At 49.0% G+C, this 14735-nt stretch carries 15 protein-coding genes; 10 read left to right on the forward strand and 5 right to left on the reverse strand.

Translation table 11 applies throughout. The features are described 5' to 3' along the window. Positions 1-10: 10 nt before the first annotated feature. From GEV47_RS17595 to GEV47_RS17620, 6 genes are all read left to right on the forward strand, one after another. Positions 11-1216 (forward strand): LPO_1073/Vpar_1526 family protein, encoded by a 1206-nt coding sequence (locus GEV47_RS17595; protein WP_153236096.1) that lies wholly within the window; start codon positions 11-13, stop codon positions 1214-1216. A gap of 155 nt (positions 1217-1371) precedes the next feature. Next, on the forward strand, positions 1372-1809 hold the full coding sequence (locus tag GEV47_RS17600) for a hypothetical protein (protein WP_153236097.1): 438 nt from the start codon (positions 1372-1374) through the stop codon (positions 1807-1809). A gap of 280 nt (positions 1810-2089) precedes the next feature. Next, positions 2090-2797, forward strand: coding sequence for a tRNA (guanosine(46)-N7)-methyltransferase TrmB (gene trmB, locus GEV47_RS17605; protein WP_153236098.1), 708 nt, complete (start codon positions 2090-2092; stop codon positions 2795-2797). Positions 2798-2986: 189 nt separating this feature from the next. Beyond that, positions 2987-3994 (forward strand): thiamine-phosphate kinase, encoded by a 1008-nt coding sequence (gene thiL, locus GEV47_RS17610; RefSeq protein ID WP_153236099.1) that lies wholly within the window; start codon positions 2987-2989, stop codon positions 3992-3994. Beyond that, positions 3991-4521: a phosphatidylglycerophosphatase A family protein gene (locus tag GEV47_RS17615; RefSeq protein ID WP_407646287.1), complete on the forward strand. Its 531-nt coding sequence runs from the start codon at positions 3991-3993 to the stop codon at positions 4519-4521. The genes thiL and GEV47_RS17615 overlap by 4 nt, the downstream gene beginning before the upstream one ends. Before the next feature lie 99 nt (positions 4522-4620). Next, positions 4621-5100 carry a CinA family protein gene (locus tag GEV47_RS17620; protein ID WP_153236182.1) on the forward strand — a complete coding sequence of 160 codons (480 nt, stop codon included), beginning with the start codon at positions 4621-4623 and terminating at the stop codon, positions 5098-5100. A gap of 135 nt (positions 5101-5235) precedes the next feature. Here GEV47_RS17620 and pyrF read toward each other — a convergent pair whose 3' ends face one another. Continuing rightward, entirely contained in the window at positions 5236-6090 is an 855-nt protein-coding gene (pyrF, locus tag GEV47_RS17625) for an orotidine-5'-phosphate decarboxylase (protein ID WP_322741692.1), read from the reverse strand. 210 nt (positions 6091-6300) lie between these two features. On the opposite strand from pyrF, the gene GEV47_RS17630 reads away from it, so the two are divergent. The 3 genes from GEV47_RS17630 (at position 6301) to GEV47_RS17640 (ending at position 8585) form a co-directional block, all read left to right on the forward strand. Next, positions 6301-6918, forward strand: a complete 618-nt coding sequence (locus tag GEV47_RS17630; RefSeq protein WP_153236101.1) for a LemA family protein — start codon at positions 6301-6303, stop codon at positions 6916-6918. Positions 6919-7031: 113 nt separating this feature from the next. Next, positions 7032-8081, forward strand: a complete 1050-nt coding sequence (locus tag GEV47_RS17635; RefSeq protein WP_228124785.1) for a TPM domain-containing protein — start codon at positions 7032-7034, stop codon at positions 8079-8081. Next, entirely contained in the window at positions 8082-8585 is a 504-nt protein-coding gene (locus tag GEV47_RS17640) for a TPM domain-containing protein (RefSeq protein ID WP_153236102.1), read from the forward strand. Between the two features lie 400 nt (positions 8586-8985). On the opposite strand, the gene GEV47_RS19750 is transcribed toward GEV47_RS17640, so the two are convergent. The 4 genes from GEV47_RS19750 to GEV47_RS17655 all read right to left on the reverse strand — a co-directional run bounded on the left by GEV47_RS19750 (position 8986) and on the right by GEV47_RS17655 (position 11388). Next, positions 8986-9114, reverse strand: coding sequence for a hypothetical protein (locus GEV47_RS19750; protein ID WP_265588518.1), 129 nt, complete (start codon positions 9112-9114; stop codon positions 8986-8988). A gap of 230 nt (positions 9115-9344) precedes the next feature. Further along, positions 9345-10772, reverse strand: a complete 1428-nt coding sequence (gene dacB / locus GEV47_RS17645) for a D-alanyl-D-alanine carboxypeptidase/D-alanyl-D-alanine endopeptidase (protein ID WP_153236103.1) — start codon at positions 10770-10772, stop codon at positions 9345-9347. 109 nt (positions 10773-10881) lie between these two features. After that, positions 10882-11085 carry a S1 domain-containing protein gene (locus GEV47_RS17650; RefSeq protein WP_153236104.1) on the reverse strand — a complete coding sequence of 68 codons (204 nt, stop codon included), beginning with the start codon at positions 11083-11085 and terminating at the stop codon, positions 10882-10884. Between the two features lie 108 nt (positions 11086-11193). Beyond that, complete coding sequence (locus tag GEV47_RS17655) at positions 11194-11388, reverse strand: hypothetical protein (protein ID WP_153236105.1); 195 nt, start codon at positions 11386-11388, stop codon at positions 11194-11196. A 427-nt stretch (positions 11389-11815) separates the two neighbouring features. Here GEV47_RS17655 and mgtA point away from each other — a divergent pair, with 427 nt between their 5' ends. After that, positions 11816-14578, forward strand: a complete 2763-nt coding sequence (mgtA, locus tag GEV47_RS17660; RefSeq protein ID WP_153236106.1) for a magnesium-translocating P-type ATPase — start codon at positions 11816-11818, stop codon at positions 14576-14578. Positions 14579-14735: the final 157 nt, after the last annotated feature.

A 14735-nucleotide genomic window follows, 5' to 3' on the forward strand; every position in this document is an offset into this window, starting at 1 on the left:
CTAACAAAGAATGGGTGTTCAGTGGCATCGGCGCATCGGCGCTAAGCTTGCTGGTCGGCGTCTTTGCGCGCAAGAAGAAAGCCTCTCCAACTCAAAGCCAGACGTCGGGAAAAAATTCAACCAACATCCAGGCTGGTGGAGACATAAATATTGGGAGCAAGAAGTGATTGGCAGCAAGAACCAAACGCAAAGTGGTGGGGATGGCAGCACAAATGTTCAGGCACAAAATGTATACATATCGGGACTAACAGCAAGCGAAGCGCGGCAAATCGCAATCGATGTTTACAAAGAAAACATAGAAAAGCTATCAATTGAGGCCGCACAAGTGGCCATCGCTCGTGCGGAAAGATTGACAGAAGCATTTATCGAAAAACTATCAGAAAACCATACATCACTTCCAGATGAATTAAAATCGCCAGGAATGCAGCTTTCAATTCTAAACGCGCAAAGGGAAAGTGCGCGCTCCGGAGAAAAATCGACTGAAGAATTGCTAGTAAGTCTTCTTGTTGAACGAACAAACGAGCGACAAAGAACCCTTAGGCAAATTGCTTTCGAAGAGGCAATCACGGTCGTATCGAAGCTCACCGACAAACAGGTCGATATGTTGACGGTAAATTTATGCGTAAGCGATAATTACTTTGCTGCGAGTTCCATTCCAGCGCTAAAGCAGTTCTTGTCAACATTAGTGAAGTTCAGAGTCATCACAAACTTTCGATCACCCGACATAAGTCATCTTGAGTTCACAGGGTGCGCAAAGCTTACAAAAGACAATCATACAAAGCCACTGGAGCTGGCACTCAACAACACATACCCAGGTCTATTTCAAAATTATTTTAGCGAAGATGAATTTTCCAAGAAAGTCCCGGAGCATCACCTTTATAAGGAGCTTCTGACCCCCAACCCTAGTGATGCGGGTCTATTTACCTTAAACGCCATATCAACCATTGAGATCAATAGATTTTTTGCTCAAAAGGGCTACGGAAACGATAATAAGAAATATCTTTTTGAATTCCAGAAATCCAATTCCATGGACTTAGAAGGGATCAGATCCAAAATATTAGGGCTAGAACTATCGTCTGACTTTCTGTTCGAACTTAGAAATCGCCAAATATTTTCACTTGAATTGAATCCCGTGGGAGTTGCGATTGCCAGAGCAAACTTCTACAGGAAGGTTGGATATCACATAAATTGGCCCTTTTACATGCAAGGTGACTGAAGCTCTCTTTATGAGAAAAATTGGCTACACGGCAAGAAACAATTAGAAACCTACACTCACAAGCTAAAGTAGAGGCAAGGAGTTCAGTCTCCTCTCATCGGCTAGTGCTCGTGCCCACCGTATTGCACGACGTTATACGCCTGAATAGGACTAATATGAGCAAGCAAATATACAGCCGCCTCAAACTGGCGCAGGAGCAACTGGAAGTCGCCTTATTGCTTTTTCTCGAAAAGCAGAGCTATCCATCTGCTATTACACTGGCTGGTGCTGCCGAAGAAATTTTCGGTAAAGAGTTGGTTCGACGCAAAAAGCAACCAAATCTCGACTGGAAGTTCGATCAAATGGCAATTGTTCATAAACTGCTTCACGGCAAAGACCTTGAGCGCAAAACTTTTTTCGCAAACGAGAACTTAATTCGCAATGCACTCAAACACTTAAACGCGACTGACACCCCCGAAATAACCATCGATCTCGAAGACACCGCTTGTTGGATGGTCGTACGTGCGTGTGAAAACGCCCGAATGCTTGATTTAGATATCGCACTCTTCCAGGATTTTGACGAGTGGTTCCAAGAACATATTGTTGGGGTTTAGGCATCAAGCGCGTTTAACAATTGCGAACTCGGTGGGCGAATCCAATCACGCATCATGGGGCGATGCGTTCCTCGTTAGTAATTTCATATCGATAACACTTTATTACCATTGGCATCCCGCTTCCCTGTGACACTTCCCTGTGACATAATCCTTCCGCGCCTCAGGTGAGGCGCACAACCACCAGGGTCAGCGGCGGTATAATGATGGTGTGTCACTCCCCTCTACCCGCTCCACGCCCGCTATTTTCCTGCTTTTCCATTCTTTTTATTAAATTTCCAGCATGTCAGAGAACACCCCAAGAAAACCTCTTTTTTATGACCCTGCCGAACGTCGGATTCGTAGCTTTGTGACGCGTGCCGGTCGCTTGTCAGATGCACAAGCTCGGGCGATTGAGGAGCTGGGACCGCGTTTTTGCGTGCCTTATCAAAAAAACATTCTGGACGTTGATCAAGTGTTTGGGCGTAGCGCGCCGACGATTTTCGAGATTGGTTTTGGGATGGGTGAAACCAGCGCGAAGATTTCGGCCGGGATGCCGGAGAAAAACTTCATCGGGGTGGAAGTGCATACGCCGGGCGTAGGTAGTTTATTGAAGCTGATAGGCGAACAAAATTTACAAAATCAACGCGTGATTCAGCATGACGCGGTGGAAGTATTGACGCATATGATTGCTCCCGCTTCCCTCGCTGGGGCGCACGTGTTTTTCCCTGATCCCTGGCATAAAGCACGGCATAACAAACGTCGTTTGATTCAGGGACCGCTGGTGAGTTTGCTGGCATCGCGGATTGCGCCGGGCGGCTATCTGCATTGCGCTACGGATTGGGAAGAGTATGCGCAACAAATGCTGGAAGTGTTAAATGCTGAACCTACCCTGCAAAATTCGGCGGAAGCGTATGCACCGCGTCCGGATTACCGGCCAGTGACGAAGTTTGAAAATCGCGGCTTGAAACTGGGTCATGGTGTGTGGGATTTAGTGTTCATTAAACGCTAAACAGTAAAAACAGAGCGAACGCAAAGGACTGAGTGTCGCATTTGTTGCTCACGATCTTGTGGCGTCGGTATCTATGACAAGGTTAGGCGTCGCCACCGTCTTCGAACCTAACCGCTTTCTTTTTATGCATCGTCTTTTCTGACCAAAAAATGCGACACTCAGCCCTTCGCTTAAGTATTAAATAAAAATATGCTCTCTGAATTCGATCTCATCGCGCAATATTTCACGCGCCCTCCCCGCGCAAATGGTCAGGTTGCGCTTGGGGTCGGCGACGATTGCGCTTTGCTGACGCCGACTGCGGGTATGCAATTGGCGATTTCATCCGACATGCTGGTCAGTGGCCGACATTTTTTTGCCGACGTTGATCCGTATACCTTAGGCCATAAATCATTGGCGGTGAACCTCTCTGATTTAGCGGCAATGGGCGCGCGGCCGCTTGGCTTTACGCTGGCGTTGGCTTTGCCTGAAGCGCGGGCGGAATGGTTAGCACCGTTTGCCAAAGGTTTGTTAGCGCTGGCGGATTTGCATCACTGCGAATTGATAGGCGGCGATACGACTAAAGGGCCGTTGAATATTTGTATTACTATTTTCGGTGAAACTGCGCCAGGGCAAGCGCTGCGTCGTGATGCGGCAAAAATTGGTGATGATATTTGGGTTTCCGGAACCTTGGGCGATGCGCGTTTGGCTTTGGCTGGATATCGTTTAAATGCGTGCAAAAACGATCCAGATGAACCCTTAGGTGGCCAGATTAATTTGGATGCGAGCAACCACGCGTTAGCCGCAGCACGCATGCATCAACCAACGCCACGGGTCGCTCTCGGCCTGGCTTTGCGTGGCATTGCTCATGCGGCGATTGATATTTCTGACGGACTGATTGGCGATCTTGGCCACATCCTGCAACGCTCCGGTGTGGGTGCGAAATTGAGCGTGGACGACTTGCCGTTGGGCGCAGTTTTGGCGCAGCAACCACAAACTATTCAACGCCATTTTGCATTGGCTGGCGGCGATGATTATGAACTTTGTTTTACCGCTGCAGCAGCACAACGTGAAGCAGTACTGACTGCGGCACAGAACGCCTCAACCAAGGTGACGCGCATCGGCTCTATTGTGGCTGATCCCGGGATTGCTTTCGTTGCCGCTGACGGTACTGCTTTGGATTTGCAGCTTTCTTCTTTTGATCACTTCCGTACAACATGAGCATCCCAGATTCAACGCAACTGCACACACCAAAAAAAATCAAAGCTACCGCGGCTTTTATGTTATCTCATCCAGCGCATTACATAGCGCTGGGTTTTGGAAGTGGCTTATCGCGCATCATGCCGGGTACCAGCGGTACGTTGTTGGGGTGGTTATCTTTTATTGTGCTGTCGTCAAAATGGCCTCACTACTTTTCAAGCATCAATTGGCTGGTGATCATTGCCGCTGGTTTTGTGATTGGCGTGTGGGCTTGCCAAGTCACGGGGCGTCATCTGAATTCGCCTGATGATGGCAGCATGGTGTGGGACGAAATCATCGCCTTCTGGCTGGTGCTGGTGCTGATTACGCCGGCGAATTTTTCTACACAACTCTGCGCCTTCGTCGTGTTTCGTTTTTTTGATATGGTCAAACCACCACCAATCAAGTATTTTGATCAGCATATTAAAGGCGGCTTTGGCGTGATGTGGGACGATATCGTGGCCGCGTTTTATACCTTGCTGGTGTTCGCACTTTGGCGAGTTTTATAGATCAAAATCTTATATCCAAGTGATTGCATCTGGCGACAACAGGTGGCAGTATGGCATGACAACCCTATAAAGAAGGAGAGCACCATGACCGCCACCGATCTGGATCAAATCACTGACCTGGCCGAACAAGCAGGGCAAGCGTTACACAGTAAAAGTTTGTTTTTAACTACGGCAGAATCCTGCACAGGCGGTGGTGTTGCACAAGCGATTACCGAGATTGCTGGCTCCTCCAAATGGTTTGACTGCGGCTTTGTCACCTATTCCAATGCATCCAAAACCGACCTGCTTGAAATTTCCGCTGCGTTAATCGCGGAACACGGCGTTGTCAGCGAAGAAATCGCCGCCGAGATGGCCCAAGGCGCGCTAGCCAATAGCAATGCCGATGTCGCTTTAGCCACCACCGGCATTGCTGGTCCAGATGGCGCAGTACCGGGCAAGCCGGTTGGCACGGTGTGTTTTGCCTGGGCCTATGAACACAAAACCCACACCGAACGCTTGGTATTCCAGGGAGATCGTCGGGCGGTGCGTGAACAAACCATCATTCACGCTTTGCAAGGCTTGCTGAAGATATTGAAATAAGTAATACCGAATAATCGATTTGATATGTGCCACCGTCATCCTCGCGAACGCGGGAATGACGAGGTCGATTTGAAAATAATAGGCTTGTCGTACTTAATTCGTTGAAATAAATTCTCAGACTTATTTCAAGATCGATTAACGAAATTGATTGATCGTGTCTCGCGTTTCCAACGCTACACGACGCGCGGCACTGGCAAAATCCTCGCCCGCAGCATCATTCACTTTTGCATACAAAATCGCGCGTGAAGAACTGATCATCATGCCAGTTCCTTGCGCCGTTTTGCCCGCATGCACCGTCGCTTCTACATCACCGCCTTGCGCACCGATCCCGGGGATCAACAATGGCATTTCGCCAATGATGCTGCGCACTTGCGCCAGTTCGTGAGGGAAAGTTGCGCCGACGACCAAACCGCATTGGCCGTTAGTGTTCCATTTATCAGCCACCAGTTTCGCCACATGTTGATAAAGTGGCTTATTCCCGCCCTCCGCGTCTACCGTCAAAAACTGCAAGTCAGAGCCGCCTGGGTTGGAAGTTCTGCATAAAACGATCACGCCACGATCTTTCCATTCCAGATACGGGGCGACTGAATCAAAGCCCATGTACGGATTAACTGTTACCGCATCGGCGTTATATCGTTCGAACGCTTCACGCGCGTATTGTTCTGCCGTCGCACCGATATCGCCGCGCTTGGCATCTAAGATTATCGGAATCGCAGGATATTTTTCATGGATATAGGCACAAATCGCTTCCAATTGATCTTCTGCACGTAGCGCGGCAAAGTAGGCGATTTGCGGCTTGAACGCACAAGCCGTATCCGCGGTGGCATCAATAATGGCTTTGCAAAAAGAAAAGATTGCATCAGGCTGATTTTGCAAATGCAATGGGAATTTAGCAACATCCGGGTCCAGGCCTACGCATAATTGCGAGTTGTTAACATCCCAGGCTGAGGATAATTTGTCGATAAATGAAACAGCGGTCACAGTAGTCACAGCACAACTCCTAATAATGCACATCGCGGCATTGTAATTCCATTTTAAGTATTCCCAAAAAACTGTTTAGGCCAGGGGCAACAACGCATAGCCAGTTTTTGGGGAATACTTAGTGACAAGCTATCATTTAGTACTTGAGCACAAAGCAATAGTTTGCTAACGTGCGCTCAGGTCTATTACTTCCAAGAGAACAAATTTATGGAGATGCGCATGAACACTATCTTTAAATGGTTAGCAGTTGCAGTTTTGGCTTCCCTGCTCAGTGCTTGTGGCTATAACGATTTCCAACACAAAGACGAAGCGGTAAAAGCCGCATGGGGCGAGGTATTGAATCAATATCAACGACGCGCCGATTTGATCCCTAATCTGGTACAAACAGTACAAGGCTATGCGCAGCATGAAGAAGGCACTTTTACTGCGGTAGCGAAAGCGCGCTCAGATGTGGCTAGTTTCAAAATCACTCCGGAGGTGCTCAATGATCCTGCCGCCTTGAAGAAATTTCAAGATTTGCAAGGAACATTATCTTCCGCATTGTCGCGTTTAATGGCCGTTTCTGAAAACTATCCTCAACTGAAAGCAGATACCAACTTCCGCGATTTGCAATCGCAGCTGGAAGGTACAGAAAATAGAATTACTGTAGCGCGCAAACGCTATGTCGATGCTATTCAGGATTACAATATTCTGGCACGTACTTTCCCGACCAATCTGACCGCCAAAGTCATGGGTTACGCTGTCAAACCGTCGTTCACTGTTGAAAACGAAACCGCTATTTCGACTGCGCCAAAAGTTGATTTCAGCACCAAAGCATCTAGCACTCAAGGCAATTAATAATGTCCTTTGCGACGAAATCCCTGCAATCTCACGGCAGCATAAATCCCGCGACGAGATTGCAGTGTTTGCACAAAACGACTTTCCAGCTTCTTGGTGGATTAGCGTTATTAATGGCATTCGCATCGCCGGCAGAAGCGCAATCGGCAGCACCGGCGGCACCAGCCCAATCTGGCTCGCAATCGGCACAGCAAACCGCACAACAGCCAGCCACCGCTCCGTCGATTATTCCCAAACCCTTGCATGACGTGATGACAAAAGTGTTGCCACCAAATGTGATACCGGGGTTCTTACCGGGACCATCGTCGCAGCCTGCACCCCAAAACGCCAACACGGCATCAGGCACCGACGCAGTTGTTCCGCAAACCCGCAGAACTCCGGCTGAACCGCGTGACACGTTGTTGCCGGTGCCGCCGTTACAGGGTCATGTCAATGATCTGGCTGGCATGTTGCAACCGGATCAGCGCAGCGCATTGGAATCCCAATTAAGCGATTATGAAGCACGCACCGGCAGTCAGGTTGTATTGCTGACGGTGGACAGCACTGAGCCGGAAGTCATCAATGATTTTGGCGTGCGCGTGACCGATGCCTGGAAATTAGGCCGTAAAGGTATCGATGATGGTGTATTGCTGATCGTCGCCAAAGATAATTCGCAAGGCTCACGCCGCCTGGCCATCATGACCGGACGTGGCGTACAAGGCGTATTGACCGACGCCATGTCCAAACGGGTATTGCAAGATGTGATTGCACCGCGTTTTCAGCGCGGCGATTTTTACGGCGGTTTAACTGCTGGTGTCACTGCGATAACAACCATCCTTGATCAACAAACGTTGCCTCCAGCGCAGCGTAAACAGGCAGGCGCAGGAACCGACAACGGATTAGAAAGTACCTTTGATGCCTTGGCACCGCTGCTGTTTTTCGGCTTCCTGGTGCTGATGATGATCATCGCGCGCAAACGTAATGGCACGGCTGGCGGTCGTGGCTCGCTCAATGAAAATGTCTGGGGCAATGCTGCTGGCGTGGTGCTTGGCACCATCCTTAGTCAAGCTGGCCGTGGTGGTGGTTTTGGCGGCGGCGGTGGCTTTGGTGGCGGTGGTGGTGGGGGCGGCTTCGGCGGTGGCGGCGGTGGTTTTGATGGCGGCGGCGCGTCGGGAGACTGGTAAATGCAAAAAACCATCCAACGTTTATGGCGGCATTTGACCACTACACGACGCGACTCTCGGCGACTTTTTCCCGCTGCGACACTACAAGCGATTCAAGCCAAAATTGCTGAAGGCGAAGTCACCCATCGCGCTGAAGTACGCGTGATTATTGAATCATCCATGGACACACAAGCGATACTCAACAACATGACTTCGCGCCATCGTGCCAATGAGCTTTTTTCGCGTTATCGAGTATGGGATACCGAAGAAAATATCGGCGTGCTGGTCTACGTAAATCTGGCCGACCATAAAGTTGAAATCGTTGCAGATCGTGCGGTTGGCCGGGCAATTCACAAAAAAGAATGGCAAGCCATCTGCCACACCATGACCAAAGAGTTCATCAACGGCTCGTACCGGGACAGTACGTTACTAGCGTTGGAGCAGTTAAATGGTTTGCTGACACAACATTTCCCCGATCAAGAGGGAAAATACAATGAGATCTCGGATAAGCCAATCATGTTGTGAGTTTTCTGCCGATTGAATGAATAAGTCGAATAAAAAACCCGCGCACTTGAAAGAGTACGCGGGTTTTGTTTTATCGCATCATCGCATTGATTATCGATGATAAGGATGACGATGACTCTTATGATAGTGGCGCGGACGATGTCTGCGTTGTGTATGGTGTTTCCCGTGATAAGGGGAATAACCCGCTAATTCGATTCCACCTTGAGCACCAACATTAGTACCTATCAGCTGTATATGAGGCACATCACTTTGCACACTGCTTCCATTCACAGCCGAAGCCGACATCGCAAATAAGCACATTGCAAGAGCCAACAATAATTTCACTGTTTTTCTCATAATCATTCTCACGTTTTATGGCGGCATGCGCACAATTACACATGCCGTCCGGCCTGGAAAAAAATTAGTGATGGTGAGGATGGTGGTGATGGTGATGGTGGTGGTGATATGGCGGATTAGCGAAAGCTGAAGACGAAACGGCAAAAGCAGCCAAACTAATGACTACGGTAAGCAGCAATTTAATGGATTTCATGTCATTTTCCTTGTTTATTTATCAAATATGAGACGTTGCTCACACATCTAAAACGGTACAAAGGAAGCTCTACATTTAATTACGTAGATGTCAGCTGTATCCAGCGAAATCTACGTAAACGAGTGTATGACAATAATTTCCCGTCAGCAATCACCTTTAAGTGTTTGATCGGTTTGATTCGCTACTTGTGCCTTATTTGCACGAATGCTGAAAGCCATGCGTCGCCAGCTTTAACCGTTCTCATAAACCCACTGCAACAAGGCATCCTGAGCTGCCTGTCCACGTGGTGCATTGCCACTGTTGATGAAAAAAGCTACGACGTAGTACTTACCTGAAGCGGCCAGCACATAACCCGCCAGCGCCCGCACATTATCCAAGGTGCCGGTTTTCATATGCGCTTGCCCTGCCACCGATTGGTTTTTCAAACGCTTGCGCATGGTGCCGTCGTAACCGACCAACGGCATCGAAGAAATAAATTCCGGCATGGTCGATGACTGAAACTCCGACACTAACAAGTGCCCCATTGTATTAGCCGAAATTCGTTCTGTCCGCGACAAACCAGAGCCATTGGCAATCACCAGACCGTTGTCAGGAATACCTTTACTGGCCAACCAGCTTTTCACAGCCCGAGCACCACTTTCCGGGGTAGCGGGTGTTTTCGATGTTTCATAACCTATCGTCAACAGCAACTGTCTGGCCATGACATTGTTGCTGTATTTATTGATGTCACGGATCACTTCCGGCAAAGTCACCGAACTCCACTCGGTAAACATGCTCGCACCAACAGGCACATTACCGGTTTTGATAGCGCCACTGAAAGTGCCGCCCAGATCGCTCCACATCTGACGAAATACAGCACCAAAGTATTGTGCCGAACTCATTTTATAAGGATTCACGTACCAGATTTTTTCGCCACAGGACGAAGCGAAAGTCCCGCCAAAACTGGCGCCGTCACCTTCAAATGACGAACCCAATTTACCGGTCCAGTCGCCACACTTGCCATTTCTATCCAGACGCGGGGGTTTTACCGGATAGCCAGCCATAGGCGGATCTACCGCGACATTGACCAAGCCGGTGGTGTCATCCGGCTCAAACTGAAAAGTTAGCGCTTTGTAATTGACTAATAATGCGTCCGGGCCAACGTTATACGGCTTTAGCGGATCGCCATCGAAGGATGACGGGTCGCTGGCTACGCTGTCGTCATAAATGCTGCGATCGAGCACAACATTGCCACGGATGTCACGAATACCTTTGGCGCGGATCTGACGCAAAAAAAGCCAGAAATTTTCCAGCACCATTTTGGGATCGCCGCTACCCTTAAAAATCAAATCCCCTTGCAGCACTGTGCCTGTTCTTTTGCCATCGATATACGCTTGCGTTTTCCAGCTGTAAGTTGGCCCCAGCAATTCCAACGCAGCGCTGGTAGTCAGCAGCTTCATCGTGGAAGCCGGATTCATAGGCACGTTCACATTTGCCGCCGCCATCATCTTGCCGCTATTGCTGGCTTCTTGTACGTAAAGGCTGACGTTTTGCAAAGGAATACCGGCAGCTTGCAAAGCATTGCTAACTGATGCGGGGATTTGGGATTCTTGTGCATGGCTATATGCAGTGCACAATAAGGAAGAAACGAGCAAAACAGCGCAACGGAGCTTGGACATGGCAGAGATAAGAAAGAGGAAGTGCGAAAGATTATGCCACGCCTTCCTGCCCTCATTCACCTGCTATCAACTATTTAACAAAACAAAAGACTCACCCGAAATAAGCAACTCAATTCAATAATTTGACAGATTTAGCGATCAATTCCCCACTTGAATCAGGCACAGCATCGTATTCAACCCGGTGTCCGATTTTGGTCGCTGGCAGCTCTCCCTCGGATATTGCATGCTTATCAATCAAAATATCAGCACTACCATCTTCTGGGGTGATAATTCCAATGCCCATATCCAGACTACACAGAATACCTTTTGCCATGATGGCCTCCTATGAAGTTAATTCTTCTTTTTAAGCCAATCCACTCAAAAAGCAAGAACAACTTCATTCAGACCATCAATTACACATATTTGTTTGTCAGGAAAATGGCTAACCCATCAATATTGGTATTTCTATCAGCAACCAAATCGCCAGCACAGCACCAACGACTGCACCAATCATTTCCAGACCACCATGCACCAATTTTGATGCCACTGGCACCTCACCCAACAGCACTACCCCGACCAACACCATCGGTATAAAGAAAATCAGGTTAGTTCTGATAATGTTAATAAATGCGAACATGATCATCTCCCGTTGTGGTGATAATTTAAGTATAGCTTTTGATAATGCAAATACAAGGTGATGCGACAAATATTTCCATTAAATAACTTACCGGATGCATAAGCAAAACCCGGCTTCTGCTATCATCTCGCCGCTGGCCAGTGATCTTTCCTGCCCGCCGTTTTCCCCTATTTCGTTGTTGTCATCATTACGTCACGGTTGAGCTCTACAGTGCTGCGGCAGTAGTCAGCCCGGTTAAATTAGTGGGATAGAAATTGATGGATTTTTTCGCCTGACAAGGCGCGAGGAGGAGTCATAGCATGACTATGGCGACAACGAGCAACGCCGACAGGCGGGAAAAGACACAATTTATACCCCACTAATTTAACCGGGCTGACTACTACCCATGCATAGTTTCACTTAACGTTGCATAAAAAAGAAAAGCATTATGAATTTGAATCTACTCAAAGACACTTTCGTTAGATTTGTGCATACCCACGGTATGGATAGGCATTTCCGCCGTTTTGGCGCGGATATGTTCCGTAGCACACCAACTCCCAATGAAGTACCGCCCAGCCTGGCGCAGCATTTGTTGGGTATGGCAAAGATGGACTTGCCAGAATTATTTACGCAATTGCATAGCCATGCAGACGGGCTGACCAGCGCGGAAGCCGATGAAATCCGGGAGCGTGTCGGTCCCAATGAGGTTGAGCACGAAAAACCGCTATCGTGGCAAGCCCATCTGTGGCAGTGCTATAAAAATCCGTTCAATCTGTTATTGACGATGCTGGCAGCGGTTTCCTATGCGACCGAAGACATGAAGGCCACCATCGTCATCAGTTCCATGGTGGTGCTGTCAACATTGATGCGGTTTATTCAAGAAGCGCGTTCCAACACGGCCGCTGACAAGCTTAAAGAAATGGTCAGCAACACTGCCACTGTGTTGCGACATGATTTGGCTGAGGATATCGCTGAAGAAGCCAAGCGTTATTTTGACGTGACTCTGCATCCTAAGGGGGCAAAGCGGATAGAGCTGCCGATCAAGAAACTGGTACCAGGCGATATCGTGCAACTGTCCGCGGGTGACATGATCCCGGCTGACTTGCGCTTGATCACGGCCAAGGATTTGTTTATCAGTCAGGCCGCTATGACTGGCGAATCACTGCCAGTAGAAAAATTTGTCCACCATCGCACTTTGGATACGACCAGTCCGCTGGAACTGGACAATCTGTGCTTCATGGGTACCAACGTGGTCAGCGGTTCAGCCACCGCCATCGTGCTTACCACAGGCAATCAAACTTATTTCGGTGCACTGGCTGAACGCGTCACCGCCACTGATCGTGGCCCGACTGCGTTCCAGCTGGGCGTCAACAAAGTCAGCTGGTTGCTGATTCGCTTCATGATGGTGATGACGCCGGTGGTGTTTTTCTTGAATGGCTTCACCAAAGGCGATTGGCTGGAAGCATTCTTGTTTGGCTTATCGGTGGCAGTTGGTTTGACACCGGAAATGCTGCCGATGATCGTTACCTCGACCCTGGCCAAAGGCGCGGTGGTGCTGTCGCGTCAAAAGGTCATCGTCAAACGTTTGGATGCGATTCAAAACTTCGGTGCGATGGATGTATTGTGTACCGATAAAACCGGTACGTTGACACAAGATAAAATTTTCCTGGAGCGCCATACTGACATTCTGGGTGAGCAAGACGATCTGGTTCTGGAATACGCTTATCTGAACAGCCACTATCAAACCGGCTTGAAAAATCTGCTAGATGTCGCCGTGTTGGAACATGCGGAACTACAGCGCGAAATGGCCTTGGCTTCAGCCTATCGCAAAGTCGATGAAATTCCGTTCGACTTCCAGCGGCGCCGTATGTCGGTGGTGGTCAGCGAACGTGAGGATCACCACGAATTGATTTGTAAAGGTGCAGTCGAAGAAATCGTTTCCGTCTGTACCCACGCGCGCCATCAAGGCCAGGTAGTGCCATTGACAGCAGAACTGCTACAAGAAATACACGAAACTACCTCCAGCCTGAACTCCGAAGGTTTGCGCGTGGTGGCCGTGGCCGCCAAGGATTTGCCGCCGACTAAAGAAGTCTATAGCGTGGCCGATGAATCGGATCTGGTCTTGATCGGTTACATTGCTTTCCTCGACCCGCCAAAAGAATCTACCCGCCCTGCTTTGGAAGCACTCAAAAAACATGGCGTCACAGTCAAAATTCTGACTGGCGACAATCAATTGGTCACCGCCAAAATCTGCCGCGAAGTGGGCTTAGCGGTTGACGGCATGTTGTTAGGGAACGATGTAGAGAACATGAGCGATGCCGACTTGGCCATCGCTGTCGATACCACTACGGTCTTCGCCAAACTCAGCCCGACCCACAAAGAACGTATCGTCCGTGTATTGCATGACAAAGGTCACGTGGTCGGTTTCATGGGCGATGGCATTAACGATGCGCCAGCATTGCGTGCGGCCGACATTGGTATTTCGGTCGATACTGCGGTCGATATCGCGAAAGAAGCAGCCGATATTATTTTGCTGGAAAAGAGTTTGATGGTATTGGAGCAAGGCGTGCTGGAAGGCCGCAAAACCTTCGCAAACATGCTCAAGTACATCAAGATGACGGCCAGTTCCAACTTTGGTAACGTGTTCTCGGTATTGATCGCCAGTGCCTTCCTGCCCTTCTTGCCGATGTTGCCTTTGCATTTGCTGGTACAGAATCTGTTGTACGACATTTCGCAAATTGCGATTCCGTTCGATAACGTCGATAAGGAATTCCTGGAAAAACCACAACGCTGGGACCCAAAAGAAATCGGCCGTTTCATGATTTACTTCGGCCCGATCAGCTCTATTTTCGACGTGCTTACCTTTGCTTTGTTGTGGTACGTGTTTGGCGCCAACAACGTCGACCACCAGACGCTGTTCCAAACCGGCTGGTTCGTTGAAGGCTTGCTGTCGCAAACGCTGATCGTGCACATGATACGTACTCGCAAAATTCCGTTCTTCCAGAGCCGTGCGTCATGGCCGTTGATCGGCATGACGAGCCTGGTGATGGCAATCGGTCTGTTCTTGCCATTCTCACCGATGGTGCATTACTTCAAGCTGCAAGCGCTGCCGATGAGTTACTTCCCTTGGCTGGTGATGATACTGCTGGCGTATGCGGTACTAACGCAGATGATGAAGGGATGGTATGCAAGAAGGTATGGCTGGCAGTAAGAAGTAACAGGCAGGTCGGGCAGTGTCATACTTTTCCGACCTGCAGCAATCTATTTTGTAGGCTCTCAAAAATAAAGCCAGCTATTGCAAACGCATAGCTGGCTTTATTCATTTATTGAATACACACGCCCATAATCACAACACCGTCATTCCTGCG

Origin of the sequence: Glaciimonas soli, from assembly GCF_009497155.1 — a bacterium.
Lineage (GTDB): Bacteria > Pseudomonadota > Gammaproteobacteria > Burkholderiales > Burkholderiaceae_D > Glaciimonas > Glaciimonas soli.

Excerpts from the sequence above, each read along its gene's own strand:
- GEV47_RS17655 (WP_153236105.1), bottom strand. The coding sequence starts at position 11,388 with ATGTTCGCATTTATTAACATTATCAGAACTAACCTGATTTTCTTTATA.
- GEV47_RS17635 (WP_228124785.1), top strand. The coding sequence starts at position 7,032 with ATGGCATTCGCATCGCCGGCAGAAGCGCAATCGGCAGCACCGGCGGCA.
- GEV47_RS17640 (WP_153236102.1), top strand. The coding sequence starts at position 8,082 with ATGCAAAAAACCATCCAACGTTTATGGCGGCATTTGACCACTACACGA.
- GEV47_RS17650 (WP_153236104.1), bottom strand. The coding sequence starts at position 11,085 with ATGGCAAAAGGTATTCTGTGTAGTCTGGATATGGGCATTGGAATTATC.
- GEV47_RS17595 (WP_153236096.1), top strand. The coding sequence starts at position 11 with ATGGGTGTTCAGTGGCATCGGCGCATCGGCGCTAAGCTTGCTGGTCGG.
- trmB (WP_153236098.1), top strand. The coding sequence starts at position 2,090 with ATGTCAGAGAACACCCCAAGAAAACCTCTTTTTTATGACCCTGCCGAA.
- GEV47_RS19750 (WP_265588518.1), bottom strand. The coding sequence starts at position 9,114 with ATGAAATCCATTAAATTGCTGCTTACCGTAGTCATTAGTTTGGCTGCT.
- thiL (WP_153236099.1), top strand. The coding sequence starts at position 2,987 with ATGCTCTCTGAATTCGATCTCATCGCGCAATATTTCACGCGCCCTCCC.
- GEV47_RS17615 (WP_407646287.1), top strand. The coding sequence starts at position 3,991 with ATGAGCATCCCAGATTCAACGCAACTGCACACACCAAAAAAAATCAAA.
- mgtA (WP_153236106.1), top strand. The coding sequence starts at position 11,816 with ATGAATTTGAATCTACTCAAAGACACTTTCGTTAGATTTGTGCATACC.
- GEV47_RS17600 (WP_153236097.1), top strand. The coding sequence starts at position 1,372 with ATGAGCAAGCAAATATACAGCCGCCTCAAACTGGCGCAGGAGCAACTG.
- GEV47_RS17630 (WP_153236101.1), top strand. The coding sequence starts at position 6,301 with ATGAACACTATCTTTAAATGGTTAGCAGTTGCAGTTTTGGCTTCCCTG.
- dacB (WP_153236103.1), bottom strand. The coding sequence starts at position 10,772 with ATGTCCAAGCTCCGTTGCGCTGTTTTGCTCGTTTCTTCCTTATTGTGC.